This is a genomic window from Natronoglycomyces albus (assembly GCF_016925535.1).
Taxonomy (GTDB): domain Bacteria; phylum Actinomycetota; class Actinomycetes; order Mycobacteriales; family Micromonosporaceae; genus Natronoglycomyces; species Natronoglycomyces albus.
Window position 1 is genome coordinate 802,125 of the sequence record NZ_CP070496.1, and the last position, 26,348, is coordinate 828,472.

General features: G+C 63.2%; 26 protein-coding genes and 1 pseudogene. 19 read left to right on the forward strand and 8 right to left on the reverse strand.

The window, feature by feature from the left end; genetic code table 11:
• Window positions 1-646: 646 nt before the first annotated feature.
• The 5 genes from ilvA (at window position 647) to JQS30_RS03390 (ending at window position 4,329) form a co-directional block, all read left to right on the forward strand.
• Entirely contained in the window at window positions 647-1,873 is a 1,227-nt protein-coding gene (ilvA, locus tag JQS30_RS03370; protein WP_213171988.1) for a threonine ammonia-lyase, read from the forward strand.
• A 121-nt stretch (window positions 1,874-1,994) separates the two neighbouring features.
• Window positions 1,995-2,681, forward strand: a complete 687-nt coding sequence (locus tag JQS30_RS03375) for a uracil-DNA glycosylase (protein WP_213171989.1) — start codon at window positions 1,995-1,997, stop codon at window positions 2,679-2,681.
• A gap of 129 nt (window positions 2,682-2,810) precedes the next feature.
• Window positions 2,811-3,038 (forward strand): hypothetical protein, encoded by a 228-nt coding sequence (locus JQS30_RS03380; RefSeq protein WP_213171990.1) that lies wholly within the window; start codon window positions 2,811-2,813, stop codon window positions 3,036-3,038.
• 18 nt (window positions 3,039-3,056) lie between these two features.
• Complete coding sequence (locus tag JQS30_RS03385) at window positions 3,057-3,338, forward strand: hypothetical protein (RefSeq protein WP_246498031.1); 282 nt, start codon at window positions 3,057-3,059, stop codon at window positions 3,336-3,338.
• Window positions 3,339-3,552: 214 nt separating this feature from the next.
• Complete coding sequence (locus JQS30_RS03390) at window positions 3,553-4,329, forward strand: alpha/beta hydrolase (protein WP_343076169.1); 777 nt, start codon at window positions 3,553-3,555, stop codon at window positions 4,327-4,329.
• A gap of 43 nt (window positions 4,330-4,372) precedes the next feature.
• Here the strand turns inward: JQS30_RS03390 and JQS30_RS03395 are convergent, their stop codons facing one another.
• The 4 genes from JQS30_RS03395 to mce form a co-directional block, all read right to left on the reverse strand.
• Window positions 4,373-5,722, reverse strand: coding sequence for a protein kinase domain-containing protein (locus tag JQS30_RS03395; RefSeq protein WP_213171992.1), 1,350 nt, complete (start codon window positions 5,720-5,722; stop codon window positions 4,373-4,375).
• Between the two features lie 407 nt (window positions 5,723-6,129).
• Window positions 6,130-7,608, reverse strand: a complete 1,479-nt coding sequence (locus tag JQS30_RS03400; protein ID WP_213171993.1) for a coiled-coil domain-containing protein — start codon at window positions 7,606-7,608, stop codon at window positions 6,130-6,132.
• 498 nt (window positions 7,609-8,106) lie between these two features.
• Window positions 8,107-9,327, reverse strand: coding sequence for a cell division protein DivIVA (locus JQS30_RS03405; RefSeq protein ID WP_213171994.1), 1,221 nt, complete (start codon window positions 9,325-9,327; stop codon window positions 8,107-8,109).
• 272 nt (window positions 9,328-9,599) lie between these two features.
• Window positions 9,600-10,046 carry a methylmalonyl-CoA epimerase gene (gene mce, locus JQS30_RS03410; RefSeq protein WP_213171995.1) on the reverse strand — a complete coding sequence of 149 codons (447 nt, stop codon included), beginning with the start codon at window positions 10,044-10,046 and terminating at the stop codon, window positions 9,600-9,602.
• A gap of 130 nt (window positions 10,047-10,176) precedes the next feature.
• Here mce and JQS30_RS03415 point away from each other — a divergent pair, with 130 nt between their 5' ends.
• The 5 genes from JQS30_RS03415 (at window position 10,177) to JQS30_RS03435 (ending at window position 17,049) form a co-directional block, all read left to right on the forward strand.
• Window positions 10,177-11,370: an acetyl-CoA C-acetyltransferase gene (locus JQS30_RS03415; RefSeq protein ID WP_213171996.1), complete on the forward strand. Its 1,194-nt coding sequence runs from the start codon at window positions 10,177-10,179 to the stop codon at window positions 11,368-11,370.
• Window positions 11,367-12,320, forward strand: coding sequence for a methylmalonyl Co-A mutase-associated GTPase MeaB (gene meaB / locus JQS30_RS03420; protein ID WP_213171997.1), 954 nt, complete (start codon window positions 11,367-11,369; stop codon window positions 12,318-12,320). The genes JQS30_RS03415 and meaB overlap by 4 nt, the downstream gene beginning before the upstream one ends.
• 64 nt (window positions 12,321-12,384) lie before the next feature.
• Complete coding sequence (locus JQS30_RS03425) at window positions 12,385-15,006, forward strand: valine--tRNA ligase (RefSeq protein ID WP_213171998.1); 2,622 nt, start codon at window positions 12,385-12,387, stop codon at window positions 15,004-15,006.
• A gap of 242 nt (window positions 15,007-15,248) precedes the next feature.
• Window positions 15,249-16,523, forward strand: coding sequence for a bifunctional folylpolyglutamate synthase/dihydrofolate synthase (locus JQS30_RS03430; RefSeq protein WP_213172944.1), 1,275 nt, complete (start codon window positions 15,249-15,251; stop codon window positions 16,521-16,523).
• The gene (locus JQS30_RS03435) at window positions 16,516-17,049 is read left to right on the forward strand and encodes a DUF4233 domain-containing protein (RefSeq protein ID WP_213171999.1); all 534 of its coding nucleotides are present in this window, start codon (window positions 16,516-16,518) and stop codon (window positions 17,047-17,049) included. The genes JQS30_RS03430 and JQS30_RS03435 overlap by 8 nt, the downstream gene beginning before the upstream one ends.
• Before the next feature lie 161 nt (window positions 17,050-17,210).
• Here JQS30_RS03435 and JQS30_RS03440 read toward each other — a convergent pair whose 3' ends face one another.
• From JQS30_RS03440 to JQS30_RS03450, 3 genes are all read right to left on the reverse strand, one after another.
• Window positions 17,211-17,381, reverse strand: coding sequence for a hypothetical protein (locus JQS30_RS03440; RefSeq protein ID WP_213172000.1), 171 nt, complete (start codon window positions 17,379-17,381; stop codon window positions 17,211-17,213).
• A gap of 123 nt (window positions 17,382-17,504) precedes the next feature.
• Entirely contained in the window at window positions 17,505-17,681 is a 177-nt protein-coding gene (locus tag JQS30_RS03445; protein ID WP_213172001.1) for a DUF397 domain-containing protein, read from the reverse strand.
• Window positions 17,678-18,511, reverse strand: coding sequence for a helix-turn-helix domain-containing protein (locus tag JQS30_RS03450; protein ID WP_213172002.1), 834 nt, complete (start codon window positions 18,509-18,511; stop codon window positions 17,678-17,680). Before JQS30_RS03450 ends, JQS30_RS03445 begins: the two co-directional genes overlap by 4 nt.
• 284 nt (window positions 18,512-18,795) lie before the next feature.
• Between JQS30_RS03450 and JQS30_RS03455 the strand changes: the two genes are divergently transcribed.
• The 8 genes from JQS30_RS03455 (at window position 18,796) to JQS30_RS03490 (ending at window position 23,037) form a co-directional block, all read left to right on the forward strand.
• On the forward strand, window positions 18,796-19,020 hold the full coding sequence (locus tag JQS30_RS03455) for a hypothetical protein (RefSeq protein WP_213172003.1): 225 nt from the start codon (window positions 18,796-18,798) through the stop codon (window positions 19,018-19,020).
• Window positions 19,020-19,319, forward strand: coding sequence for a hypothetical protein (locus tag JQS30_RS03460; protein WP_213172004.1), 300 nt, complete (start codon window positions 19,020-19,022; stop codon window positions 19,317-19,319). Before JQS30_RS03455 ends, JQS30_RS03460 begins: the two co-directional genes overlap by 1 nt.
• Window positions 19,316-19,588 carry a hypothetical protein gene (locus JQS30_RS03465; RefSeq protein ID WP_213172005.1) on the forward strand — a complete coding sequence of 91 codons (273 nt, stop codon included), beginning with the start codon at window positions 19,316-19,318 and terminating at the stop codon, window positions 19,586-19,588. The genes JQS30_RS03460 and JQS30_RS03465 overlap by 4 nt, the downstream gene beginning before the upstream one ends.
• Complete coding sequence (locus JQS30_RS03470; RefSeq protein WP_213172006.1) at window positions 19,585-19,911, forward strand: hypothetical protein; 327 nt, start codon at window positions 19,585-19,587, stop codon at window positions 19,909-19,911. Before JQS30_RS03465 ends, JQS30_RS03470 begins: the two co-directional genes overlap by 4 nt.
• Window positions 19,911-20,066, forward strand: a complete 156-nt coding sequence (locus JQS30_RS03475; RefSeq protein WP_213172007.1) for a hypothetical protein — start codon at window positions 19,911-19,913, stop codon at window positions 20,064-20,066. Before JQS30_RS03470 ends, JQS30_RS03475 begins: the two co-directional genes overlap by 1 nt.
• Window positions 20,067-20,347: 281 nt before the next feature.
• Window positions 20,348-21,910 carry an alpha/beta hydrolase gene (locus JQS30_RS03480; protein WP_213172008.1) on the forward strand — a complete coding sequence of 521 codons (1,563 nt, stop codon included), beginning with the start codon at window positions 20,348-20,350 and terminating at the stop codon, window positions 21,908-21,910.
• Window positions 21,911-21,930: 20 nt separating this feature from the next.
• Window positions 21,931-22,404 carry an RsfS/YbeB/iojap family protein gene (locus JQS30_RS03485; RefSeq protein ID WP_213172009.1) on the forward strand — a complete coding sequence of 158 codons (474 nt, stop codon included), beginning with the start codon at window positions 21,931-21,933 and terminating at the stop codon, window positions 22,402-22,404.
• A gap of 30 nt (window positions 22,405-22,434) precedes the next feature.
• Window positions 22,435-23,037 (forward strand): GNAT family N-acetyltransferase, encoded by a 603-nt coding sequence (locus JQS30_RS03490; protein ID WP_213172010.1) that lies wholly within the window; start codon window positions 22,435-22,437, stop codon window positions 23,035-23,037.
• Between the two features lie 617 nt (window positions 23,038-23,654).
• On the opposite strand, the gene JQS30_RS03495 is transcribed toward JQS30_RS03490, so the two are convergent.
• The gene (locus JQS30_RS03495) at window positions 23,655-24,023 is read right to left on the reverse strand and encodes a hypothetical protein (protein ID WP_213172011.1); all 369 of its coding nucleotides are present in this window, start codon (window positions 24,021-24,023) and stop codon (window positions 23,655-23,657) included.
• 514 nt (window positions 24,024-24,537) lie between these two features.
• Between JQS30_RS03495 and JQS30_RS17240 the strand changes: the two are divergent.
• Window positions 24,538-26,343, forward strand: a pseudogene (locus JQS30_RS17240) (SCO2524 family protein); the annotation flags it as partial.
• Window positions 26,344-26,348: the final 5 nt, after the last annotated feature.

Sequence of the window (26,348 nt, forward strand, 5' to 3'; positions counted from 1 at the left end):
CAGCTTTCGGCCCATGACTTCAGAGTTTGTCACTGGTCGAGGTGGAATCTCGTTCGTTACCTGAATGATTGACCGCCGGTAGCGGATCGTTTGACGTCGCCGACGCTGTCGCATTGCGGACTTACTTGCGGCACCGTCGGCACAACGTGGATCTCGTCAGGTCGACTAACGCTTGCCAGAACACAACTATGCCTGATTGGGCATATGGTGCGTTAAGACCGCTCCTTTCACCTACTGCAAGCGAGGTGGGGACGATGAGGCACTCGCAGGCCGCGCTCCCCTCGGGGCGCCGCGTGGGCGAGTTGTCGAGGTCGGCTCATCCGGAACGCGGGGTGCCTGGCTGCACAGGGCATATGGCAGCCAGGCTCTCTCGGTTCTACCTTTTCAAGCGGCGATTTCTTCCTCCTCCGCTTGACTATCCGCGTGGATCTGGCCGGGTTTGGGCGGTTGCGCCCAATCGTGGCCGCATGCGGTGCCGGCGGCTAGGTGGCAGGGCCTGACCTGGTACCAACATGTCCCATCAGGTGGTTCGAATGTGGGCCTGGAGTGAAGCAAAGGCGCAGGTTGCGCCTGTTGCTTCGGCCCTTGTCACCCAAGAGAGGTGGTGGGGTCGTCACCAGTGCCGACAAATGGCAAGATCACCTATATGACGAGTCTCGTATCGCTGAGTGAGATCCAGGTTGCCGCCAAAGAGCTGGAAGGCGTCATCCGTCGCACTCCCGTGGAACCCTCCCGCGACCCGCGCTTGCCGCGCGACACTGTGTTCCTTAAGTGCGAGAACCTGCAACGGGCCGGATCGTTCAAGATTCGCGGAGCCTACTTGCGCATTAGCCGCCTCTCAAAGGAAGATCGGGCTCGTGGCGTGGTCGCGGCCTCGGCCGGGAACCACGCCCAAGGCGTCGCCTTGGCGGCCCGGATGCTGGGCATACCCGCCACGGTGTTTATGCCCAAGGCCGCCCCGCTGCCGAAACTGGCCGCCACGAAGGACTATGGAGCGGACGTGATCTTGGGTGGCAATACCGTTGATGACGCGCTTGAGGCGGCCCACAAGTTCGCCGCCGAGACCGGGGCGACTCTTATTCACCCGTTCGACCATATGGATGTCGTTCGAGGTCAAGGCACGTGTGCCTTGGAAATCTTGGAACAGGTTCCCGATGTGGCGACCATTGTGGTGGCCATTGGCGGGGGTGGGTTGGCCGCTGGTGTCGCCGCTGCGGCGAAGGCGATCAACCCGTCGGTCACGGTCATCGGGGTGCAGGCGGCCGAGGCTGCGGCGTACCCCCCTTCGTTGGCTGCGGGGAAACCGGTCAAGCTCGCCCAGATGCAGACGATCGCCGACGGTATCGCCGTGGGCCGCCCCGGCGACATCACGTTCCCACACGTACGGGATCTGGTCGATGAGATCGTGACGGTCTCGGAAGAGGACATCACGCGCGCGCTCCTGTCTTTGCAAGAACGCAACAAGCTCATTGCCGAGCCGGCTGGTGGGACCGCGTACGCGGCGCTCATCTGTGGCAAGGTATCGGTCGACGGACCGACTGTCGCCATTTTGTCCGGCGGCAACATCGACCCGCTGTTGCAAGTGCGGCTCATCGGCCATGGGTTGGCACTGTCGGGCCGCTACCTGCGTTGCAACCTGCGTTGCTCCGATAAGCCCGGCACCCTGGCGGCGGTCTTGAACTTGCTGGGCGAACGTGGCGGCAACATCGTCGACGTGACGCATCAGCGAACGGACCCGCGTCTGCACATTGGCGAGGTGTCCATCGATCTGTCTGTGGAGACGCGCGGAGACGACCACGCGACGCATTTGGTCGCCGCGATGCGCGACGCCGGATTTATTGTCACGGTCAACGGCCCCACCGGGCGCGGCTGAGTCGGACATCGCACAGCCCACCGAGCTAATCCGCAGTGATGCGGAGGTGACAGACCTACCTGGGTTTCGTATCCCTATAGGACATAAAAGGAGTGTCTGACCCATTTCGTATTCTTGAGTAATGTCAAACGAACTGGACAACCTGATGGAACCTGGCTGGGCAAAGGCCTTGGCCCCCGTTGCTGCCAACGTGAAGGCGATGGGAGCGTTTCTGCGCGAGGAGGTCGCGGCCGGTCGCCGCTATGTTCCCGCCGCCGACCACATCATGCGGGCCTTCCAACAGCCCTTCGCTGACGTGCGCGTCCTCATTGTCGGTCAAGACCCTTACCCGACCCCCGGGCATGCCATCGGGCTCAGCTTCGCCGTAGCGCCGCAGGTGAGGCCCTTGCCCAAGAGCTTGGTCAATATCTTCAACGAATACCGGGACGACCTGGGCTATCCGCTTCCCGCCAACGGGGATCTAACTGCGTGGGCCGAGCAGGGCGTGCTGCTGCTGAACCGTTCGTTGACCTGCGAACCGGGCAAGCCCGCCTCCCACCGTGGCAAAGGGTGGGAGGCCATCACCGAGCAGGCGATCACAGCGTTGGCACAGCGGGGAGGTCCGGCAGTGGCGATCCTGTGGGGTGCCGACGCACGCAAACTGCGAGCCGACCTCGGCACGATCCCGGCGATCGAGTCGCCACATCCATCGCCGTTGAGCGCCTACCGGGGATTCTTCGGATCGAAGCCGTTTAGCCGCGCCAACGCGCTACTGGAGGAGCAGGGCGGAAAGCCCGTCGACTGGCGGCTCCCAGCATTGGAATCCTGACCCGATCGGCGACGGTGGCGCGGCCCGCAGGCGGCCCGCTCAGACACTGTGTGCTCTGCCGGAGCACCAGGGCACCGGCGCGGCCTTGCCACGTGTGTGTGAAGTCGGTCAAAGCGCTAACCTGTAAATATGCAGGAGAATCTCTTCACGCTCATGGCCGGGGACCTGGCCCAGTTCGGGCCGGAACGCGATGGCGCACTCGCCGGGCCCATCGGGATGGTCATCATCATGTCCTTGCTGGCCGTCACCGTGCTACTCGTCATGAACATGAGTAAGCGCGTCAAACGACTGCCGCAATCGTTTGACCATCACGAGGACGCGAACCAAAGCTCAGACGACCGTCCCGCTTCCTCCTAGCCTTCGGGGGCCATCGCCGTGCCGCGCCGTAATCGACGTCAGGCAGACGACCGCTCTCGTAGGCAATCGTCACGACCCATCCTGCACAACACTGTTGACGGGCCTGATGGGCGCTGGAACGTGCGTCGTATCGCCGCGGCCGCCGCCGAAAAAACCTACCGCTGTCCCGGTTGTAACCAGGAGATACGCCCAGGAGTGGCGCATGTGGTCGCCTGGGCCGATGCGGGCGACGGGGACGACCGCCGTCATTGGCACTCCTCGTGCTGGGAGATGCGCCACCGTCGTCGCCCCGGCCGCTGACCTTCTCATCTGCAAACGCGACCAGGGGATCACGCACCGGAACTTATGGCAAGGATGGTGCCTCGTACACCGCCAAGCGGTGATTCCCATGACCTGCGAGGAGAAATCCTAGGGCCGCACCGGCCCCGCGTGACATAATCCGCGTGACGATGTACCTGGCCGCGAACCAGCCACCTCTTTGGGAGCCACCGTGAGCGCGATCCGATCCTCATCCATGCTGCCCGCCCGCCGGGAGGCCATCACCCTCCACACCGCCGACGAACTGCAACTGGTCGGCGAACTGGCCTTGCCGCAGGAACGCGACCCCGAGGCGACCCTCATCATGGTCCACCCGCTGCCCACACATGGCGGCATGATGGACAGCCACATCTTTCGCAAAGCCGCCTGGCGCCTTCCCGCGCTGGCCAATATGGCCGTGCTGCGGTTCAACACTCGCGGCACCAGCAGTCAGCAAGGCACCAGCCAAGGCGAGTTCGACAACGCTCGAGGCGAACAGTTCGACGTCGCCGCCGCCATCGAATACGCGGAGTTCGCCGAGCTGCCTCGCATCTGGCTGGTGGGCTGGTCGTTCGGAACCGACCTCACTCTCAAGTACGGGCTGGAGCCCAGCGTCGAAGGAGCAATCTTGCTCTCGCCGCCGTTGCGCTATAGCACCGAAGAGGACCTGGGGCGCTGGAACGAAGCCGACAAGCCATTGCTGGCCCTGATCCCCGAACACGACGACTACCTACAGCCCGCCGAAGCCAAAGAGCGCTTCTCCATCATCGAACAGGCCGACGTCCGGGGCGTGGAGGGCGGCAAACACTTGTGGGTGGGCCAAGCCGAGACAGTTCTCGACGCGATCGTCGAACGTGTTTTGCCCCAGCACGCCCCGCTAAAGCGCGAGTGGGACGGGCCAATGGAACGCGGCGACACATCCGCCTACGCCAACAAGACGGTAGCCGCCTTCGGTGGATTCCTGCCCAAACCCGATCGAGACGACGATAAGTAGACCCCACTGGCGCCGCCATGAATGCGGGGCTAGTGGAGACCATTTAGCAGTTCAGGTGCTTCTTGATGGTGTCGGGAAGGTCAAGGTCGGCGCAGTCGAGGACCGGGACCAACTCGTCATCCTCGATCACCCACGCCAAGGCGACCTGGCCGGTCTCGTCGATCTCCGTCTTGACGTCATAGGATTCCGGTTCCCGCGCCACCGGTTCATCGGTCTCGGGCGAATCAACCGTGGCCGCCACATAGCCGTCGGCCGTACACCAGGACTCGACCAAATCCCCGTCAGGGATGTCCTGCACCACGAGCCGAGCCACTTGTTCGGTCTCGGGACACGTCGGCGCGGCCGACGGGTTCGTCGCCGCGTACGTGGCCAAGGCCGCGCCACTGACAATCGCTCCCGTCAATGCCACCCCAGCCAGCGCCGTAGCCGCCTTGCGAAGTCGCGGCCGCAACTGGCTGTCCTCGGCGCGTTCATACAGCGCCACATCAGTGTTCTGGGCGACCGTCACCGGCCGCAGGCCCGTCCGGGGTATCAACGTGCCGGCCACTGACGTGGGGCGTCGCCCAGCGGTAAACGTGTCTAGGGCCGCGCCTCGAAAGTCCAAGCGGGTCAGTTCCTGCCGCAGCTGCTGCGCCGTGGGGCGAGCGCTCGGATTCGCGTGCAGACCCCACCCGATCAGGTTGGTCAACGCCTGCGACGTGCCGGAAATGTGGGGGACAGGAGCGGCCCTGAGCAGGGGATTGGTCAGCCCGTCTCGGCTAGACCCCGCCGTCCACGGCAAATGCCCGCCCAAAGCGGCGTAGAGAAGGGTCGACAGCGCGTAGATGTCGGCGGCGGGGCTGGCGGCGACTTCCGCCGCCTGCGCCGCGTCCAAATGCTCAGGGGCGGTGTAGGCACTGGCGGGTAGGGCTCGCGCCAACACCGGCGCACAGTTGTCGAAGGCACTGAGCTGCAAAAGCTGCCCAGGTCCGATCAGAACGTTGGCAGGTTGGACCGAGCCGTGCACCAGGCCGCGCTCGTGCAGGGTCGCCAGGGCATCGGCCAACGCCACGCCGAGAGCCCGCACTTGCCCGTCGGGCAAGGGGCCTTCCTCGTTGAGCTTGTCGACGAGGGTGCGACGGGTGGCGTGGACAGCCAAGTACGGCTGGGCACCCTCGGTGAGGCCGATGGATGCGAAGGAGGCGATGTGCTGATGCGTCGAGACGCCTGTCAGCTTTGCCGCCCATTCGAGGAAAACTTCTCGACGGGAGCCGTCGACTCGCTCGTGTGCGACGGTCACGCACACCGATGTGGTGGGGTCGGAGTCGACAGTGCCGGAGAAGACGCTGCTAACCGGGTCGCGATGCAGTAAACGGTCGATCTGCACTGCGCCAATGGAGCGGGGGGATGCCATGGTCACCTCCATCCTCTACGTCGATAGTCGAATGCGCGGCCACCGTATGTAAATTGTGGTGCGCGTGGTGCCGCCAGTGCGCGGGCGAATCGGATGATCCGCGACCGGGCTTATATCACGTGACAAGGTGATAACGCTACGTCAATACGGCGCGAATTTTGCCACTAAATGTGAGGGTAGCCCATTCATTCGGGCGTTCGCCACTCGACCGTTAGGGGGAGGTGGAAATGAGGGCAAACTATCACTAAGCGTATTGGCTGCCTCGCAATCCGATGCCATTCGGGCTTTGTTTCGCGAGGTGGGGTCCAGCGTTCTCACCGATCAAGACACGATTGTGGCCAGCGTGCGGTTGCGCGCGCTGGCCACTTCATTACGGTCGTCTATTCAGCGAATTATTGGGCCCGGTCTCACGTTGAGGAGGACGACGCCTTTTCCTTGCTGTCGGCGTCGCTGTCCTCTCCACCGGCGGCTTTCTTTTCCGCCTTGGCGTCTCCGACGATCTTCTTGGCCTGGGCGCGGGCGGTCGAAAGGATTGCCTCGGCGTCGCGCTTGGCCACGCTCTTGGCGTTCTTCGACAGTTCGTCGGCCCGTTTACGAGCCGCCTCCGCCTTGGCTTCGGCCTTGGTGACCATCTGCTCGGCACGCTCCTCGGCGCTGGAGACGATCTCTCCGGCTTCGGCTTTGGCGGCGCTGATGAGCTGGTCGCGTTCGTTTTGAATCGCTTCGCGTTCGGATGTGGCCTTGTCTCGCTCAGAGCGGGCCTCGGCGCGCAGCTTCTCGGCTTCCGTCACCGCGTCTTCCTTGACGTTGCGGCTGTAGTCGTCGGCGTCGAGACGGATTTTCTCGGCGGCCTTGTTGGCCTCGTCGCGAGCGGCCTCGCCCTCTTCGCGGAGGCGTTTCGCCTCGTCGGCGGCCTCGGATCGCAGGAGCGCGGCTTCGTCGGCGGCTTCGGCCTTGATGGATGTCGCGTGCTCTTCTGCCTCGGAACGGACGGTCTCGGCAAAGGTCTCGGTATCTTGCTTGAACTTGTCGAGCTTGGCGATGGTGTCGGTGCGGATCGTGTCGAGTTCCTCGGACAGCGCCGTGCGTTGGCGGTCGGCCTCGGCCTCAGCCTCGGCAATGAGCATCGTGGCCTTGTTGCGGGCCTCTTCGCCGACTAGTTCGGCGTCGGCTTCGGCCTTTTCCTTGGTTTCGAGTGCCTCGGCCCGCAGCCGCTCCATGTGCTCGGCCAATTGGCGGGCCTGCTCGTCTGCCGCGGCACGCTTGGCGTCAGCGTCGGCCTGGGCCTCTTCGAGAATGGCGGCGGCCCTGGTCTCGGCGGCCTCGAGCGTCTCTTGCGCCTGTCGGGCGCGCTTGTTCATTTCCGCGTCGAGGATGGCTCGGCGATCGGCTTCGGCCTTTTCGGCGGCGTCGCGGCGATTTTTCAGCGTGGTCTCGAAGTCGCGGCGTGCGGTTTCGATGTGCTGGTCGGCCTCGTGCAACTTCTTGGCGGCCTCGGCTCGCAGCTCGTTGGCCTCGCCCTTGGCACGGTCGCGGATGGCATCGGCTTCCTCTTCGACTAGGGCGAAGATGTGTTCGATGCGCACGCCAAAGTCGGCGTACTTGACTTTCTCCCCAACGGCGTTGCGGCGGCGCAGGTCGTGGATTTGGGCCTGCAACTGCTGGATTTGCACCATGAGGCGGTCGATTTGCGCCATCGCCTCGGCGCGTTCCCCGGCCAGGGTGTCGCGCTGTAGCTCGATCGATTGCAGATACCTGTCCACCTGCCGCCGATCGTATCCGCGCACGGCCGAATCAAAACCCCGGTCAACGGCCTCGACTTCATTGAAGTCAGCGAAGAGTTCAGTGTCATCGCTGTACGATGCGTCCTTTTTCTCGCGCGCCATACCTTTATCCTCACATGAACCGCGTCGGGCTGTGTCTGTTATGGCCGGACGCGGTCGATAGCTGTGGTGCTTGCATTATCGTCGACCGCTGGGTGAGACCACGTGTGGAGGAGCCTCAGAGACTTCGCCGCGTTGTCGTTCGTGGCGGCTCGCGCGGTGCGGTGGAGGTGGGGACGAGCCCGCTTCCATTATGCCTGCCATATGCGCGTTGAGGTCTCTTCGTCGACCTATTGACCTTAGTCAATAGTGTCCTGCCCCGTCGACGGGCCCACGTTTTACTCACACTTTTTGTCCATCAGGGACACACTGGCGGGTCACAGTGCTGATTCCGTCACGGGCCCACATGGGACCTTTGGACGGTCACTGCGGACCGGGCTGGCCCAAGCGAAGCTTGCGCGTACCCGGCCTGGAAACGGCGTGGGGCCCCCGAAAGGGCCCCAGCGCCAGTTCAGTCACCAGAGTATGTCTGCATACGACGGTAACGCGAAATCTAGTTTTTTACTTGTCCGAAGACTCTTTTTCTTCGCCACCTGCGGCGTCGGCGGCGCCGCCGCCCATGAGTCCGCCCAGCATTTGCTGCATATTACGCAGCGTGGCTTGGACTTCGTCACGCTTCTTGGTGAGGTCGGCGACCTTGTTCTCCGCCTCTTTGGTGATGCGATCGGCATCGGCCTTGGAGTCGTTGAGGCAACGCTCGGCTTCGGCCTTGGCGTCCTTGAGAGTCTTTTCGGCTTCGGCCTTGGCCTTGGTCGTGGTCTCGTGGCAGTACTTGTCCGCCTCGGCCCGCCGCGTCTCGGCCTTGGTCTCGGTGTCCTTGGCGCGGGATTCGGCGTCGCGGGCGCGCTCTTCGGCTTCGCTGACGAGCTTCTGCGTTTCGGCGACGGCCTTGGCGTGACGCTCGGACTCTTCGCGCTCGGCCTTTTCCTTGCGCTCGGCAAGTTCGAGGTCGAGGGCCTGCAAGTCTTTGTCGCGCTTTTCCTTGGCCTCGGCGAAGAGCTTCGCGGCTTCGGCGCGACGCTCTTCGGCTTCCCGGGCGGCTTTGGCGCGCAGCTGCGTGATCTCGCGGTCGGCGGTGGCGCGCATGGTGGCCACTTCGCGTTCCACGGAGGCCTTCAGCTCGGCGACTTCGTGGCCGGTCGAGGTACGCAGTTGCTTGGTCTCGCGCTCGGCGTCGTTTCGCAGTGTCTCGCACTCGCGACGGGCCTGGGTGCGCAGCTCGGCCACTTCGCGCTCGCAGGTGGTGCGCAGCTCGGTGGCTTCTTGCTCGGCGGACTTCTTCAACGCGCCAGCTTCGTTGCGGGCGTTGTCGGTGATCTCGCGCGCTTCGAGGCGGGAGGCCGAAAGGATGCCTTCGGTCTCTCGTTTCGCCTCGGCTCGGTGCTCGTTGGCCTGTTCTTCGGCCAGCCGGAGAATCTGCTCAACTCGGGTGCCCAGCCCCGACAGAGTCGGTCGGCTGTTTTCCTCAAGCTGTTCGGCTTGCTCATTCAGGCGCTGGTCAAGCCCCTGAATACGTTGCTCTGCTTGGCGGAGGCGGCGTTGCGCCTCGGTCATGCGTTGCTCGGCCTCAGTTCGAGCCTGCTCAACTTGCTGGAGTCGAGCCAGGTTCTTCTGGATGAATTCATCCACCTGGTGCCGGTCGTATCCCCGCAGCTGGACGGGGAACTCCGGCACCTGTTGGTCGCTATCGAAGAATGAATTATTGGAGGGCTGCTGGGACATTGCTAGATAATGGCAGATGCCCCGGGTTGGGGCCACACCCAGGTAGGGGGTTTTGGCGCTCGCAATCCGTAGCCGGGCAACTACTTCGAGCGATATGCAGGCTAACAAACCAGCATCAGGGGGGCAATCTGGACAAAAGTCCGGCCACGAGGCAGAATGTGATCTGGCTCAACGAATCCTTGTCCAAAAAGTTATGCTGAAAAATTGTCGAAAATTTGACATATATTTTTCTGGAGTTGCTTCATGTGATGCCTGGGGCAACCTGTGTGTCCTCAGTGGGGCGTGGTGGACGCGACCGGTTCCACCAATTCCACCAGGACGCCACCGACGTCCTTGGGATGAGCGAAGTTGATGCGAGAGCCACCGGTGCCGGTTTTCGGCTCGTCGAACAGCAGCCGCACGCCCTTGTCGCGCAAAACCGCGCAAGCGTGGTCGATGTCCTCAACCTCGAAGGCGAGCTGCTGAAGGCCAGGTCCCTGTCGGTCGAGGAACTTCTGGATCGTGGAGTTCTCATCCAGCGGGGCCAGCAGCTGCACCTGTGACGAACCGTCCGGCCATGCCACCATCGCCTCCGATACGCCCTGCTCAGAGTTAGTCTCGGTGTGTGTGCACTCTCCACCGAGGGTGCCCACGTACAATTCCAGCGCCTGATCGAGGTCAGGCACCGCTATGCCCACGTGATCGATGCGCCGCAGACCAATACCGGATGTAATCGACATAGAGTGAATGTAGCTGGCTGGGCAAAAGACCGCGTCGAGTGTGCTCCATCAACGTGCCTCAGGCGACGTAAGAACCCGGCGAGCACGCACCCGACGCAGTCTCGCAAACTTGAACTGGAGGTTCCCACACATGGTCACCGGAGACCCCGACACCACGGTCATCCTCTCTTCCGCCCGCACCCCCATAGGGCGGTTCAACGGCTCGCTGGCCTCGAAGGCAGCCCCCGAACTGGCCGGACACGCCATTAAAGCCGCGCTGGAGCGCGCTGGAGTGTCCGCCGACTCGGTGAGCCAGGTCATTCTCGGGCAGGTCCTGCCAGCGGGCGTGGGGCAAAACCCCGCCCGGCAGGCAGCCGTGTCCGCAGGCATTCCCATGACGATTCCCGCCCTGTCGGTGAACAAGGTGTGCCTGTCGGGCCTCACCGCCATCGGCTTGGCCGATTCGCTGCTGCGCGGCGGAGCCGCCGAGGTCATAGTCGCCGGAGGCATGGAGTCCATGTCGCGGGCTCCGCACTTGCTACCGGGCTCGCGCACCGGTCACAAGTACGGCGACGCGGCTTTGATCGACCACCTTGCCTACGACGGCCTCACCGACGCCTATGACGAGATTTCGATGGGCGAGAGCACCGAGCGCCACCTGGCCGGAACCGGTATCAGCCGCGCCGATCAAGACGCCTTCGCCGCCGAGAGCCACCAGCGGGCCGCCAAGGCCGCCGATAAACTTGCCAGCGAAATCGCTCCGATCGAAGTGCCAGCCGGGCGCAAGGAAACCAAGATCCTCGACGCCGACGAGGGTATTCGTGCCGACACCACCGCCGAGGGCCTGGGCAAGCTACGCCCGGCCTTTGCCAAGGACGGCACCATTACCGCCGCCTCGGCCTCGCAGATCTCCGACGGCGCCGCCGCGCTGGTGCTCACCACCAAGCGTTACGCGGAGGCTAACGGCCTGTCCTACGTGGGCGAGATTCTCTCGTACGCGACCGTGGCCGGGCCCGACAACGGCTTGCTGCACCAGCCGTCGAATGCCATCAACGCCGCGCTAGAGCTGTCGGGCCACACCGTGGCCGACCTCGACGTGGTCGAGATCAACGAGGCCTTCGCCGCAGTGGCCTTGGCCTCGGCCAAAGACCTCGGGATTGACCTGGACAAGGTCAACCCCAACGGTGGGGCCATCGCCCTGGGGCACCCCATCGGTGCCTCCGGTGCCCGCTTGCCGATCGCGTTGCTGACCGAACTGGTCTCTCGCGGTGGCGGACTGGGCGCAGTGGCTCTCTGTGGTGGCGGAGGTCAAGGTGACGCCTTGATCGTGCGAGCAGGCGCATGAGTCGCAAAGTCGACGTAGAGTCCACGGTCCGTGCCGCCCGCGAGGGTTCGGTACGGGCCGTGGCCCGACTTCTGACCTCGGTCGAAAACCACTCCGAGCAACTGCCCGACATCATGGCCGCTGTTGCCGCGGCCCATCAGGCCGCCGGTGGCCGCGCCGCCGAGGTCGTCGGCATCACCGGTTCGCCGGGTGTCGGCAAGTCCACGACCACCAACGCGCTGGTCCAGGCGTGGCGCAAGGAGGGCAAACGGGTGGCGGTGTTGGCCGTTGACCCCTCTAGCCCGTTTTCCGGAGGCGCGATTCTGGGCGACCGGGTGCGGATGCAAGACCATGCCTTGGACGAGGGCGTGTACATCCGCTCCATGTCCTCACGGGGGCATCTGGGCGGCTTGACGGCGACGACCCCGCAGGCGGTGCGCCTGCTTGAGGGTATGGACTTTGACGTCATCGTCGTGGAGACGGTCGGCGTCGGCCAGGCTGAGGTGGAGATCGCCGACCTCGCCGACACCACGTTGGTGTTGCTGGCCCCAGGCATGGGCGACGGGATTCAGGCGGTCAAGGCCGGAATCTTGGAGATCGCCGACCTCTTCGTGGTCAATAAGTCCGACCGTGACGGCGCCGCGGCCACTGTGCGTGACCTGCGCGCCATGATGGCGTTGGTGCGCCGAGAGCCCGGCCAGTGGCGACAGCCGATTGTGCAGACCGTCGCGCACGAGGGCACAGGCATTGACGAGGTCATCGCCGAGGCCGCCAAGCACCACCAGTGGCTGGCCCAAGAGGACAAGCTGCGGGTACGCCGCCGCGAGCGGGCCCGCTCGGAGATCACCGCGCTGGTCGGGGCGCAACTGCGCCGCCGCTATACCGTCGACGACGCCACCGCCGAGGCCGTGGCCCAAGGCGAGCTGGACCCGTATGCGGCAGCCGAGGCGATCTTGGGCCGCCAGTACTGAGCTGGCAGGTCACGAGCCGCATTGGCCAAAAAAATTCGCTGTCCACCCTCGTTACACTGGTGGGGTGAACGAGAATGCGAAGAACCCAGCGTCAGATACCCAGTTGCCTAAGCAATACGCGCCCGCCGATGTAGAGGCGCGTCTGTATGCCAAGTGGGTAGCTGATGGGCGCTTCGTAGCCGATGAGAACTCCGAAAAGGAGCCCTACGCGGTCGTCATCCCGCCGCCCAACGTCACCGGCAAACTGCACTTGGGCCACGCCATGGATCACACCGCCATCGACTCCACCGTGCGCCGGAAACGAATGCAGGGTTTCGAGGCGTTGTTCCTGCCCGGCACCGACCACGCCGGAATCTCGACTCAAAACGTGGTGGAAAAGGAACTGGCCGCTGAAGGCCTCACCCGCCACGACCTGGGCCGTGAGGCCTTTGTGGAGCGTGTCTGGGAATGGAAGCACCAGTACGGCGGGGCGATCTCCGACCAGATGCGGCGCATCGGCGACGGGGTGGACTGGAGCCGCGAACGCTTCACACTCGATGAGGGCCTGTCATCGGCCGTGCAGACGATGTTCAAGCGCCTGTACGAGGATGACCTGATCTACCGGGCCCGACGCATCATCAACTGGTGCCCGCGCTGCCACACCGCCCTATCCGATATCGAGGTCGAACACTCCGATGACCAGGGTGAACTGGTCTCCATGCGTTACGGCGACGGAGAGGACTCGCTGGTGGTGGCCACTACCCGAGTCGAGACGATGCTGGGCGACACCGGTGTGGCGGTCCACCCCTCCGATGAGCGCTACCGCCACCTAGTGGGCCGCACCATCGAACTACCACTGGTGGGCCGTCAGATCCCGGTCGTGGCCGACGAACACGTTGACCCCGAATTCGGCACCGGGGCCGTCAAGGTCACCCCGGCACACGACCCGAACGACTTCGAGATTGGCCAGCGCCACCAGCTGGACGCCCCGCTGATCATGGACGAGGACGCCGCGATCACCGCCGAGGGCCCCTTTGCGGGAATGGACCGCTATGAGGCCCGCGCCGCGATCACCGAGGCACTGCGTGCACAGGGGCGCATCGTGGCCGAGAAGCGGCCCTATGAGCACGCCGTGGGGCACTGTGAGCGCTGCAAGACCGTCGTCGAGCCGCGATTGAGCCTGCAGTGGTTTGTGAAGGTCGAGTCCCTGGCCAAGCGGGCCGGGGACGCGGTGCGCAACGGCGAGACCAAGATTTACCCGCCCGAGCAGGAGAAACGCTATTTCGCCTGGGTGGACAACCTGCTGGACTGGTGTATTTCACGCCAGCTGTGGTGGGGGCACCGGATTCCGATTTGGTATGGACCAAATGGCGAAGAGGTGTGCGTGGGCCCGGGCGAGGAGGCCCCAGAGGGCTATGTGCAAGACGAGGACGTGCTCGACACGTGGTTCTCCTCTGGCCTGTGGCCGTTCTCGACCCTGGGCTGGCCCGACCAGACTGCGGCACTGAAGAAGTTCTATCCGACCGCCTCGCTCATGACCGGGCAGGACATCCTGTTCTTCTGGGTGGTGCGGATGATGATGTTCGGTACCTACGCGATGGACGAGGTGCCGTTCAAGGAAGTGTTCCTGCACGGCCTCATCCGCGACGATGAGGGCAAGAAGATGTCGAAGTCGCGTGGCAACGGCATCGACCCACTGGACATCGTGGACAACTACGGCACCGACGCGCTGCGGTTCCTGATGGCCCGTGGCCTGCAACCGGGCTCGGACCTGAACGTGTCCAACGAGCTGGCCGAGATCGCCCGTAACTTCTGCAACAAGCTGTGGAACGCCACCCGCTTCGCCCTCATGAGCGGCGCGACCGTGGAGGCGGACTTCGACCCGACCAGTGAGGACCTGTCGCTGATCGACCGGTGGATTCTCAGCCGCCTGTCGCACACTGTGCAGACGGTCGACACCTACTGGGAGGCCTACGAATTCGCCAAGGCCACCGACGCGCTCTACCACTTCGCGTGGGACGACGTGTGTGACTGGTACCTGGAATTGACCAAGCCAGTCATCAACTCCGGTGACGCCGCGGCCGCCGACCGTACTCGCCGGGTGCTCGGGCACGTGCTCGACCAGCTGCTGCGGCTGCTGCATCCGATCATCCCGTTCGTCACCGAGGAACTGTGGCAAAACCTCATCGGAAGTCAAGAAGAATCGCTCACCGTCGCGGCGTGGCCCACTCCGGGCCTGATCGACGATGTGGCACAGGCCCAGGTGGAACAGTTGAAGGAACTGGTCACCGAAATCCGCCGCTTCCGCTCCGACCAAGGTGTCAAGCCCAGCCAGACCGTGGCCGCGCGCCTGAGTGGCCTGGCCGAGGTGGGCTTGGCCCAGCAAGAGCCGCTGATTCGCACGCTGGCGAAGCTGGAGGATGCCGAGGACTTCAACTCCACGGCCGAACTGGCCGTCACCGACCAGCTGAGCGTGCAACTGGACACGCGCGGCACCATCGACGTCGCCGCCGAGCGCGCTCGCTTGGACAAGGCGCTGGCCGCCGCGCAGAAGGAGCTCACCCAGTGTTCCAAGAAGCTGGGCAACGAGGGTTTCCTAGCGAAGGCTCCGGCCGAGGTGGTGGAGAAGATCCGAGGTCGGGCGACCTCGGCTGAGTCCGATATCGCGCGCATTGAGAGTCAATTGGAACGTCTCGCCGCCAGTTAGGACCGCTTCGTTGGTGCCCGCCGTCTCAGCGGCGGGCACCGCCGTGTTGTGTGGCCGAGGCCTGCCGTCTATGCCACAGGTTCGCCTCACCTGATGCGCACACGCCAGGTGGGCTGGTTGACTGGAGACGACCCTCGGCGGGTCGAACGAGTTCGGTGATCGAATGGGGACGTCACGTGGTAAAACGCAGTGTTGAGCTGGCGCAGGTCGAAGCGGCGTTGGAAGCGCGCGGGTTTACGCGCATGGACTTCACTTTGGACCGGATCAAGGCGCTGCTGGACTTGTTGGGCGAACCGCAAAAGTCGTTTCGCGCCATCCACATCACCGGCACCAACGGTAAGACCTCCACGGCGCGCATGATCGACAACCTGTTGCGCGCCCACGGCTTGCGCACGGGTCGGTTCACCAGTCCGCACCTGGAGACGGTCGCCGAACGCATCTCCATTGACGGCGAACCGATCGACACCGACAGCCTCGTCCACGTCTATAACGAGGTCGCGCCGCTAGCGGACATGATCGACGCCCAGTTCGAGGAGTCCCTGACCTACTTTGACATGACGGTGGCGCTGGCAATGGCGGCGTTCGCTGACGCGCCGGTGGATGTGGGCGTCATCGAGGTCGGGCTGGGCGGGGAGACCGATTCGACCAATGTCTTGGGGGCTGAGGTCGCCGTTATCACCCCAATCGGCTTGGACCACACCAAGTTCCTCGGCGACACCATAGGCCAGATCGCCACTATGAAGGCCGGAATCGTGCACGAGGGCGCCACCCTTGTCACCGCCCACCAAGACGTTGAGGCCATGGAACCGCTGCTGCGCCGCGCCGCGGCTATGAAGGCGGAACTAGTGGCGCAGGGCCGGGCGTTCGATGTGGTGGAACGCTTCCCGGCGGTGGGCGGGCAGCAGCTGACGATCCGCACCAAGGCCGCCACGTACGAGAACATCTTTTTGCCTTTGCACGGCGAGCACCAGGCGCAAAACGCGGCCGTGGCGCTGGCGGCGGTGGAAACACTATTGGGCGCGGGGACACCTAAGGCCCTCGATGGCGAGGTCATCGCCGAGGCGTTCGCGCAGGCTTCCAGCCCGGGACGGTTGGAAGTTGTGCGCACCGCGCCGACGATCGTACTGGACGCGGCGCATAACCCGGCGGGAATGACCGCCACCGTGGCTGGGTTGCAGGAGTCGTTCTCGTTTCGCAAGTTGGTGGCCGTCGTGGGCATCCTGGGGGATAAGGACGCCGAGGAGATGCTCGACAAACTGGAGCCGATTGTGGACGAGGTCGTCATTACTCGGCCTGAGTCCGAGCGTGCGCAGCCTCCGGCGCGCTTGGCGGTGGCCGCGCGCGAAGTCTTCGGTGATGAGCGGGTCTTTGTCGTGCCCTACCTGCCCGATGCGCTCGAACGTGCCGTGGAACTGGTCGAGGCGGAGGAAGCCGCCTATGGAGGCGGGGGAGTGCTGGTGACCGGTTCGGTCTTTACCGTCTCCGACGCCCGACGTTTGCTGGTGAAAGATGACTAAGAAACCACAGTCTGGAAGCAACGAAAGCGACCCGGTTGAGGTGGAGCACACCGAGGCTATCGAGGATGGATCTACGGCCCGGGATTCCCCACCGAGTGAGTCTGACGGTCAGGCACCGGACCCGGCGTTGACCTCGGGTTTGCGCAACCCACAGAAGGCCGCCCGTGGCCTCGCGGCCGCCACCTTGAGCCTGGAGGCTCTGGCTGTCCTCATGGCGATCGCGCCGATGCGGATGCTGCTGGAGGACTCTGGTCCGGCGATCGTCGCGTTGCTGGTCCTCTTTGTCGGCTGTGTGGTCTTGGCCGGAATGGTGCGCAAGAGCTGGATCTGGCAGGCGGGTATGGCCTTGCAGGTGGCATTCATTGCCTGCTTCGTCTTCCATCCGTCGCTAGGCGTCGGAGGAGTGATCTTCGCCGCGACCTGGGCTTACTGCTGGAACATTGCCCGCGACTTGTCCCGCCCGCCCCGGCGCGACAAGTCCAACCCGAACTACGCGGGAGACGACCCGCCGCGCGCCACCGGCTGAGCCCAACGCCGGGTTGCACAAACAGTCCGGGTATGGGATTCACTCCTAAGGTCGCAGGGCGCCGATGCGCTGGCATCACATTGGCGAAGGTGTTCCCCGCCGGTGATGAGGGTGCGCATGCGAATCAGATCAGTCCTCAGGATGGGACGGCCTCGACCACACTAGGCCGAGCTCTTCACCTTCGGGGCCCTAGGCGTAGTGGAGCGGCCGGATTCAATCGCGGCCGACAGTTCGTCGGCGGTCGAGGCGGCTGCGCTAATGGCGGCGGAGAGTTCGTCGATCTGGGAGGCAACATGATCCTGACGGCCGTGACCGTGCGGCGCTAGACGCACGTCGGATAGTTGACTCGTTATGAGGCGGGATTCCGCTGAGACACAACGAAGCGACCCCCACGAGCAAGTGAAGGTCGCTATACTGCGATCTGAGCGATAGATCGCCGTCCGGTCGGTGTTAGGTCACCGCCGGGCGGCGCGCAACAGGCATCCGAAGTCCTCAACAGTCATAGAGAAGACAGGAGATGCGTTTCCGAGTTTCGAGTCCCTGATTTGCTGGTTCACGTCAGACCGTCGCGCTTCCACACACGCGCCACCGTTTCCTTGGCTACGGCTGGATTTGCGCCACTGCGTTTTCATAGATATTCCTCCAATGGGACTGTTGACCTGCGCACAGCGTTGAATACTTCCTCGTACCGCGATACTATGTCAACTTGCTCGATGTAGCGGCAACCGTCTAGTGCGTCGACGAAGACGAATGATGGCAGGTCATCGTTCAGTTTCATCAGCCAGAACGATCCGGCTAGGGTGGCCGCGTGAATCCTGTCAATGACACGGATGTCGAAGTTTTCCAGCGCATTGACCTTCCGCAACATGGCCAGCTGTCCTTGCCGCACATCGTCGCCTGTGTCAGCTAGGAACTCAATCGCGTTCCTTCCAATGAAGTGCTCCACTTTGGGTGGGTCAGGCCGGTTATAGAACAATTCTTGGCGGCGTTCGCGCAGGTTCTTGACGGACTCGGCTACCTCGTTAGGGACTGGGAGCTGTACTTCCTGTAGAGCCTGGAGATATTCCCTCGTCTGCACGAGACCAGGTATCAGCTCGATTTCGATTGCCCGGATGTGAATGGCGTCCTGTTCGGCTTCTAGGAAGAGCGGGAAGTCAGGACTTGTGGCCTCTTTGGTTCCAGGGTCGTAGTAGTCCTCCCACCACCCGCGTTCAGCACCCCTGACACGGAGTGTGTGCATATGGCTGCGGGCAGAGCTGCTGACTCCGTAGTAGTCGCAGAGCCCTTCGAGCTGCAAAAACTTGGTTCCTTGGAGCCCTTTTTCAATGCGATCTACGGCCTTGTATTTGTAGCCGATGGCACTTGCGACTTGGGTGCAAGTATCTCCGCGCTCCATTCGCAGCTTGCGCAGTTTCGCGCCGAGGGTTCGTCTCGCAAGAGTTGGTTGAGCTTGCTTCGTCATGGCGAGAGTATAGCCAAAAAGGTCACCACCAGAATGGCTATAGCCAAAAGAGCTATCGCGTTTCCTGTTCCATATGAGCAACTTTTGGGCCTATCGTCGTGGCATGCCCGATATGGGCACCCTGTCTGCACGCTGGCGAGGCAGGGACGGGGCTGCCGACCTAAGAGACCCCCGAGGGTTGCGACCCGTAGCAGCCAGCACACAAATGCCCGCCGCCGAGGAAGACAGATTTCGCGGTCTCGCATCCCCGGCGGCGGGCCCTCGACAAAGGAGAGTGTGCTCCCATGCCTCAAGAAACGATACTCCCCGATGCCCGCCTTAGCGAGATCCAGACGCACTTGCATTTGCACAAAGCTCGTCCCTCGTGGCGCGGGCTGCGGTGTGGCTATTGCCGTGAACCGTGGGTGGACGGCGCGTGCCCCACCAAGCGCGATGCGACCGTGTCGCTGATGGCCCATCATCACCGCGCGGTATCGACGGTGGCTCTTCCGGTCGGTGAGTGCCTGTGATGTCCTCACCTGAGACCTCGCCCAAGACCACGCCGAAGGCAGTCATCGAGTTCCCCTACGGGACGGCGGTATTCATGGTGTCCGCGGCCGCCGATCGAGGTTCGGCCGCCTCGCTGATGATGCAAGGACAATGCGAACCCATCGCCGTGGCCACCCTGCTGGTCAAGGACGGCCGGGTCACCGATGCGCTATGGCAGACCCCCTTCAGCGGCGACACCTGGCAGTTGCGCCGCCCGGTATTGATCAACCTGGCCGAGTCCGCCGCAGGGGCTTTGCTGCGCGAGGTGAGTAAACGATGAAGACGCCCCCGCGCAGCCCGGACGATTACTTGGGCGCAGCGAAAACACAGCTGAGCTATCCGTTCTATCGGGGCAAGAAACCGGGCACGGTCGATATATTTCGCGGCCCTGACACCACGGCGACACCCATCGGCCGCGCCAGCTGGAACGCGAAGGCCAACCGGTGGGAAATCCGGTGGTATATCGCCGGAGACGGTTCCGGTCGCTGGTCAGGGTCAATCCTGCGTCAACTGCGCGACATCGTTCCCACCCCGGAGCCGACCTCATGACCGAACAGCAGCACGCAAGCAAGTCGCCCCCTGCGGGGAATGGCGAGCCCATCGGCACCTACCTGGGCACGATCACTATCAAGGGAAGCCAGATTGCCGCCTATGAACGGGAACGGCCCGAGGTGGTGTGGCTGTACGAGAACGGCACGGCCGTCGCCCGAGCCTTCCGCACACCCGCCGGTGGGGTGTGGCTCCAGTGGTGGAATCGGGCCACAATCAGTTCCGGTGCGGCCGCCGCGCACCTGCGGGACCGGCTGGCCGACCTGATGGCCGGAAACGAAGCCGATCCCGTGTCGGCCACCGACCCCATGGCACCGTGCTGATGGGCCCGCTGCTTCTCCTCACTGGCACGATCCTGGCAGTGGGCGTCATCTACGGGTGGGCGCAGCTGCGCAAACAGCAGGCACTCCCGCACGCGATCACCCTCACCGTCGGGTCGATCGCCCTAGCGCTATACCTCATGGCCAACGACGCCTAGCTCAACCGGTCGGGACCCGGCGCTACCCCGACCAGCGCGCCTCGACCCGGGCGCGCTCGCCGCCCCAGGCCACTCTCCGGGCCTGGGGCGGCCCCAATGCCGTGAAACCAACAATTATGAAAGAAGGCGAGTGTCGTTCGGGGCGTGGCGATTTCAGCTCGCAATCCACAGTTGCACTCCTGGTTTATCCTGATGGCGGCCCCAAGAAAGGCCCCTCTCTTCCTGTCCCCTAGGAGAAGAGCCCCCTAAGGTTCCTTTGCCACTACCCTCCGGGAGCCCCGATGGCTAACCGCGTTGACGCCGACTTGGCGCAGATCAATCAAGCCTCTTTTAAGACTAAACAGGTCTACCAGAAACTCAAAGAAAACTCTGACTCCGTTGTCACGACCCTCAACGGGATCGACGGTCTCTTCGAAGGCAGCGCTGGCGACCAAGTGCGCCACTACCGCAAGGTGCTGCATGCCGAAGTCTCATCGGTGTCCAAGCACCTCGATCGGATCTCGCAAAGCCTGGCGCAAACAGCCGAGAACTACGGCGATTCCGACCGTGCCTCGGCAGAGAACATCTCGGCTCAAGGCAATCTGGCCGACCTTCTGCGCGGCGCCACCGGCGCCATCTCCGGAATAGGCGAGGGTATTGGTGGTTCCTCAGGCGGCAACGCCACTAGCACCGGGGCGATCCCGCCCTTCCCCTCCGGCGGCTCCGAACAGGAAATGTATGACTGGTGGGATTCTCTTAGCCCCCAACAGCAAGAGCAGTACCTGGCCAGCCTTGCGGACGACCCGGCCGCGCTAGCTGAGTTCGCCTGGGCCGACGGCCTTCCCGCTGACGCGCGGCACGAAGCCAACATGATGATTCTCGAAAGCTACGTGCTGGCGACCAACGACCCCAGTGCCGCCTCCCTGCTTGAGCGCATCAATACCTCGGGGGAGTCCCACCCGGACGACCAGCTCATGTTGCTGGGATTCCAACCGCCTGGACCAGACTCCGAAGCCCTCGTGGTGGTCTCCTCCGGTAACCCCGATGAAGCCGTCAACACCGGTGTCTATGTGCCTGGCACGACCGCCAGCCTCGACTCTATTTCTGGCGACATCGACCGCGCTGAGCTGCTGCGCGCCACCACCGAAGGAGTGTCGGGCGAAGACACGGCGATGGTCATGTGGCTGGGCTACGAGGCCCCACCAGAGGTGTTCAACACCTCCTCGCTCAACCCCTTTGACTTCCGTGGCGGCGACGACGCGACCAACCCGCGCTACGCCGAGGCCGGAGCCGAAAACCTCTACAACTTCATGACCGGCCTGGATGTCGCCGACCAGCACAACGGCAACGGCACCACCACCGTCTTGGGACACAGCTATGGCTCCACCATGGTCGGACACGGCGCTTCCTACGGCGATGACTTCCGCGCTGACAACATCATCGCCGTGGGCAGCCCCGGCATGGGCGTCAGTAGCGCCGATGAACTAGGAGTGGACAATGTCTACGCCATGACCACCCGAAACGACGTCATCATGGGAACCCCACCGGGAGTACATGGCCCACAACCGGGCTCCAATGGCTTCGGAGCCGAGAGCCTGGCCAGCAGCGGAGCCGACGGACACTCCGGCTACTGGGAAGAGAACAGCCAGAGCCTTCTCAACCAGGCCTATGTCATGGGCGGGATGGAAGACCAGGTCACGAACGGTTCCGCCTCCCTGCGCGGGCACACCGGTGACGTGATTTCCGAAACCGCCACTGGTGCCCGCGACTGGGCCTACGACCGGGCCTCGGACGCCGGAGGCTGGATGTCTGACCGCGCCTCAGACGTCGGCGATTGGTTCTCTAATCGAAACCCGTTCGGTTAACTTAGCGGTAGGAGGAAACAATGACCACCTTTGAGAGTCTTCGCAAGCCCGACGCCGCCGCCCGGACGATGAGCGCCGGGGACGAGCTGGCCCAACAACTGCGCGAACACGGCATCGGAGAACTGAACTTCCGTCGTGCCGTAGCCTCCCCGTGGGGGCAGGATGCGAACACCACCAACTTCCATGTGGTGTCGTTCTACGAGATCCCCTTCTCCCAGCCCAGCGAACAGCAGGCCCGCCAGATTCTGCAACAGGTGCGAGACTATTTGGTCGCACAGGGCATGATCGAGGGCTCACGAGACGGAGTGCGCTGGCTGGGCGATTCCTATGGAGACGCCGTCGTGCACAACCCAAAGACCGAATACACCTACACTGCGGCGATCAAGAAGGGACACACTGGCCTGAGCATCTTTATTGCCAGTCCGCCCTATTCAAATCCCCATCCCGATGAGATATTCCACCCGGTACGTCCCGATGCCACCGAGGAAGAATGACCGGCCTCGACTAGCAGAAAGCCACACTTCATGCCTGAAAGCGACCGTTCGGCAATGGCCAGTGCCCCTGAGCTCAACCCAGTTGAAGACCCCTGGCCACGGCTGGAAACCGAGCGGCTGATCCTGCGGCGCTGGCGTGCCAGCGACTACGCGGCCTGCGTCGAGATGAACGCCGACCCGGAGGTCATGCGTCATATCGGTGCCACTGGCGCAACTCAGAGTGCCGAACAGGCCACCCAGTGGTTGGAGAAGGTCGAACAACGCTGGAGTGAAAGAGGCTTCGGCCTGTTTGCGATCCAAGTGCGCGATGATGCGACCGTGGCCGGGTTTTGCGGTCTATCGGTGCCATTGTTCCTGCCTGAGATTTTGCCGGCGGTGGAGATCGGGTGGCGTTTGCGCCGTTCGATGTGGGGACGCGGGTACGCCACGGAAGCGGCGGTCGCGGCCCTGAAGTGGGGTCTGTACAGCTCCGGACATGATGGGCAGGGGTGTAAACAGATCGTTTCCATTGCCGATCGGGCCAATACCGCCTCTGTCCGGGTCATGGAGAAAATTGGGCTGCGCTTCGAGCGCGATGTTGTGGTTCCGGAGGGGCAAATCCAGGCGGCGCTGTACGTCATTGACCGGCCCTAAGAGCTCTAAGAGCTCCTATCAGGTTTCTCTTCCTGCTGCGGTGGAGTGATGTCGCGCCTGGCCGCGTTGTCGGCCCTTGCCCATACCCGCTGGGTATGAACAAGGGCCTCCGCCTCCCCACGCACTGACAGCACACCATCCTCGCCACGGAAACAAACCTGATAGGAGCTCTAAAGCCTATGCGATTGGCACCGCCGCAGTTCTCGATGGCTTAATTGCCTGTCTGAACGTTGCCTTATGCGGCGGCGCGGGCACCTTAACTCCATTAGCGTGCGGGTCGGCCCGAAGACGTCATTGTCCTCGGGCCGACCCGCACTATTTCTGCGGAGGTCGTCGGTAGCGCCAGCGATCGCGGCCGCCGCAGAATAGGCAAGCCCAGCAGAGGAAGCCTCACCGCGCCTATGAATGGAGGTGGCGCGGTTATGCAATTGGACAAGCGAAGTGGTCTTCCACTTTAGAATTCAGTTGTTCACTTGTGGAGATCGCTGTGCGGTTATGGGTTGAGATGTGGCTGTTTCAGGGCGAGAACCACGGCCAGGTCGGCTCTCGCGCACACGTGGCCGGTCTCCGGGCCGCACGATCGCGTCGCCGGTTCTACCTAAAAACCACCGCCGGGCCTAGACCATGCACGGATCACCGGTGTAGTGCAGGTAGGACGCACCCGCCCAATTGCCGTTGGACAGCTGCCGCCACGAAATACCGCCAGCTCGCTGCACTCGGTTCTGGTAGGCCAACACGACTGATCCGTTGGCCAACGAGCCCACAATGTTGCCGTTGGGGGCGTCGCGTTGGAAGAGTCCGCCATTGGCCCTGACTTGATATCGGCAGATGACGTTTCGCTCTGGGGCCACGTCAGTCTGGGTGGAAATATTTTGCGAGGTGGTGGTTCCGCTAGCGCTGGCGGCTCCTGCGGTCGTAGCCAGGAGTCCGAAGCTCAGTGCTCCAGCGGCGGCCATGGCGATCAACTTGGAGGTTGTCTTTCGCATGTGGGTCCTTCTTTCTCACTCCCAATAAGGGGATGGGAGCTGTCAGTAATCTTTGCGGTATGAGTCGGGGACGTCAAGTAAGGGGTGCGAGGTGAGGGCGGCGGGCATTTTTCGGTGCTCGACTTACGAGGCGTCACGCATCCAAGGGGGCGCCCGGGTCTGGTGTTGCGTACAAGTGTCGGCAGACAATAGCGGGCAAACTCGGTAACACCACATAAATCGAGAAGTGTCGGATCATTGATAGTTGGGGTGGCGCCGTGGGTGGGGCGTGACATAGTGAGACCTTGCCTTCTGTGCGCCTGCGATTTAGTTGGGGCTCATGGGAATCGCGCCAAGTATCGTCGGTGGCGGGCGCGATGTAGGAATGGAATTTAAGAGCGCGAAACCGTCGCATGTGCCGTGGGGCCGTCTGTGTTTGGCGCCTCCGAATTCATAACAGCCACTACCATTGTGGACAAACATATGCGGGAGGTAACTCTCCCCAGCAGATAGCCGGTGGTGATTCGCGGTGCGCATGGAACCTAGACAGCAGATCCTGATCCTGTGGAAAGCCCTGCTGAATTACTCCAATGACGGAGAAAACTGGACCTGGGAGGGCCGCGTACCCTCCGACTCCATCTCCGATGCCCAACAGCTCTTTTGCCTGCTCTACCCGGCCCAGGTCATTAAGGACCTGCGCTTTACCGACCCCAATAGCACCTCAGAGGACGTACTCGAAGCCCTCAGTCCCCTCGGTGACGCCGTCACGATCCCGCTCAAAGTCCTCGACATCATCCGCGAATACCTACGCCGCAACGCCGACGCGGACGGGCGACCTCTCTACCATGGCGCGGGCAATATGCGCCCCACTGACCGCAGTGCAACCGCCAGTGAAGCCCAACTGCGCGTGGACTGCGTGGAGAGCTATTCGCTGTCCATCTCCATTTGCCTGGCGGCCCTGTCGTTCATTGTCCGCTTCCGTAACGAGACGCACCGCCGTGACCTCGCCGATGATCTCGACCAAGCCGAACTGGCAGCCCGCCGCCGCCTGACTGGGGCGCTCACCGGCCTTCTGCGCAGCTTCTCGGTCTACACCTTTGACGCCACCTCGCCTGAGGGACGAACTCTCTCCGAATTCATTCACACCGAGGATGTGCCCGTCTCGCGACTGCCCGAGATCTTTCGCGAACGGATGCGCGACGTCGAAGCCAACCTCTATGGTGTCCAAACCGGATCTGGCCGTCCCCGCGACCTGGAGTACTCCAATAAGCTCTTCGAGGTCGGCTGGTCCTGGGGCGTGATCGAAAATGCCCCCGTCATCGAACTCACCGCCGGTGTCTCCCATCAAGAGGAAGGCGTCGCCCAAGACGCGCCCTACCTGTACTTCACCGTGATGGCGCTCGAAAGCATCATGGATCTCTTCTCCTCCTCCGTCATGCGAGAAGGACTCGTGCGTGACGAGGAACTGTGGCTCGTCCAAGCTCTGCAATACCGCTGGGACATCACGCAACGCTACTGGGCCACCATCGCCTCCTTCGGAGATGGCCGACGCTGGCCACTGGAGGACCTTCCCTGGCGTACCTCCGACGGTGAGGAATACGACTACTACAACCTCCTCGTCTGCGCCATCGTCACCCGCGAGTTCGCCCGCTTGCCCGGCGATGAGAATCTACAACGCGTGGGGGCTGTGCTCTCCGAGCTGGCCAATCGCGGCCGCATTACCCGCCGCGCCATGAAAGGCGAACAGAACACCCGCTGGCATTTCCCCGGCATTCCCACCTCACTAGACGGCATCGAAAAACTCGACGGACCCAGTATGACCTGGTACTCCGTCGACTTCCCGGCCCTGTTGCTCAAACGATGCATTCACACCGCCTCTTTTATGAATGACATTCCGCAGCGGGCCCGCATGCTGCAACTGGTCGATGAAATATGGGCCCACCTAGAGACGCGCCGTATACGCTCCGGACCCGGAGCGCAACTGTGGGACCAACCCGCCCAAGCCTTCGACGCCATCTCCCGCACATTCGATCGGCCCTCCTGGCACGTCAACATGCGGGTCATGGAGGCCCTTGTCCAAGCAACCCTACAAACGGCGGAGCCGCCGGCCCGTAGTTCGCAGCTCGAACAACTTGCCCGCGAGATGCTGGCCGAAGCCGAACACCTCTACGATCAGGAGCTACTCACCGGCTCGGCTCGCTCTGGGCCCACCCTGAGCGAGCAGGTCCGCGTGTGGGGCCACAGCATCAACCGCGCCAAGTCGATTCTGGAATCCCGACCGGCCACCGCCTACGCCATCGTGTCCAATGTGCTGGTGGAACTGGATCAGCACATTGACGCTCGTGA

Coding starts and splice junctions, on each gene's coding strand:
- ilvA (WP_213171988.1), top strand. CDS start 647: ATGACGAGTCTCGTATCGCTGAGTGAGATCCAGGTTGCCGCCAAAGAG.
- JQS30_RS03415 (WP_213171996.1), top strand. CDS start 10,177: ATGGTCACCGGAGACCCCGACACCACGGTCATCCTCTCTTCCGCCCGC.
- JQS30_RS03475 (WP_213172007.1), top strand. CDS start 19,911: ATGGGCCCGCTGCTTCTCCTCACTGGCACGATCCTGGCAGTGGGCGTC.
- JQS30_RS03495 (WP_213172011.1), bottom strand. CDS start 24,023: ATGCGAAAGACAACCTCCAAGTTGATCGCCATGGCCGCCGCTGGAGCA.
- mce (WP_213171995.1), bottom strand. CDS start 10,046: ATGTCGATTACATCCGGTATTGGTCTGCGGCGCATCGATCACGTGGGC.
- JQS30_RS03375 (WP_213171989.1), top strand. CDS start 1,995: ATGTCAAACGAACTGGACAACCTGATGGAACCTGGCTGGGCAAAGGCC.
- JQS30_RS03380 (WP_213171990.1), top strand. CDS start 2,811: ATGCAGGAGAATCTCTTCACGCTCATGGCCGGGGACCTGGCCCAGTTC.
- JQS30_RS03470 (WP_213172006.1), top strand. CDS start 19,585: ATGACCGAACAGCAGCACGCAAGCAAGTCGCCCCCTGCGGGGAATGGC.
- JQS30_RS03490 (WP_213172010.1), top strand. CDS start 22,435: ATGCCTGAAAGCGACCGTTCGGCAATGGCCAGTGCCCCTGAGCTCAAC.
- JQS30_RS03445 (WP_213172001.1), bottom strand. CDS start 17,681: ATGAAAACGCAGTGGCGCAAATCCAGCCGTAGCCAAGGAAACGGTGGC.
- meaB (WP_213171997.1), top strand. CDS start 11,367: ATGAGTCGCAAAGTCGACGTAGAGTCCACGGTCCGTGCCGCCCGCGAG.
- JQS30_RS03460 (WP_213172004.1), top strand. CDS start 19,020: ATGTCCTCACCTGAGACCTCGCCCAAGACCACGCCGAAGGCAGTCATC.
- JQS30_RS03480 (WP_213172008.1), top strand. CDS start 20,348: ATGGCTAACCGCGTTGACGCCGACTTGGCGCAGATCAATCAAGCCTCT.
- JQS30_RS03485 (WP_213172009.1), top strand. CDS start 21,931: ATGACCACCTTTGAGAGTCTTCGCAAGCCCGACGCCGCCGCCCGGACG.
- JQS30_RS03390 (WP_343076169.1), top strand. CDS start 3,553: ATGCTGCCCGCCCGCCGGGAGGCCATCACCCTCCACACCGCCGACGAA.
- JQS30_RS03450 (WP_213172002.1), bottom strand. CDS start 18,511: ATGACGAAGCAAGCTCAACCAACTCTTGCGAGACGAACCCTCGGCGCG.
- JQS30_RS03430 (WP_213172944.1), top strand. CDS start 15,249: ATGGACTTCACTTTGGACCGGATCAAGGCGCTGCTGGACTTGTTGGGC.
- JQS30_RS03395 (WP_213171992.1), bottom strand. CDS start 5,722: ATGGCATCCCCCCGCTCCATTGGCGCAGTGCAGATCGACCGTTTACTG.
- JQS30_RS03405 (WP_213171994.1), bottom strand. CDS start 9,327: ATGTCCCAGCAGCCCTCCAATAATTCATTCTTCGATAGCGACCAACAG.
- JQS30_RS03435 (WP_213171999.1), top strand. CDS start 16,516: ATGACTAAGAAACCACAGTCTGGAAGCAACGAAAGCGACCCGGTTGAG.
- JQS30_RS03400 (WP_213171993.1), bottom strand. CDS start 7,608: ATGGCGCGCGAGAAAAAGGACGCATCGTACAGCGATGACACTGAACTC.
- JQS30_RS03465 (WP_213172005.1), top strand. CDS start 19,316: ATGAAGACGCCCCCGCGCAGCCCGGACGATTACTTGGGCGCAGCGAAA.
- JQS30_RS03455 (WP_213172003.1), top strand. CDS start 18,796: ATGCCTCAAGAAACGATACTCCCCGATGCCCGCCTTAGCGAGATCCAG.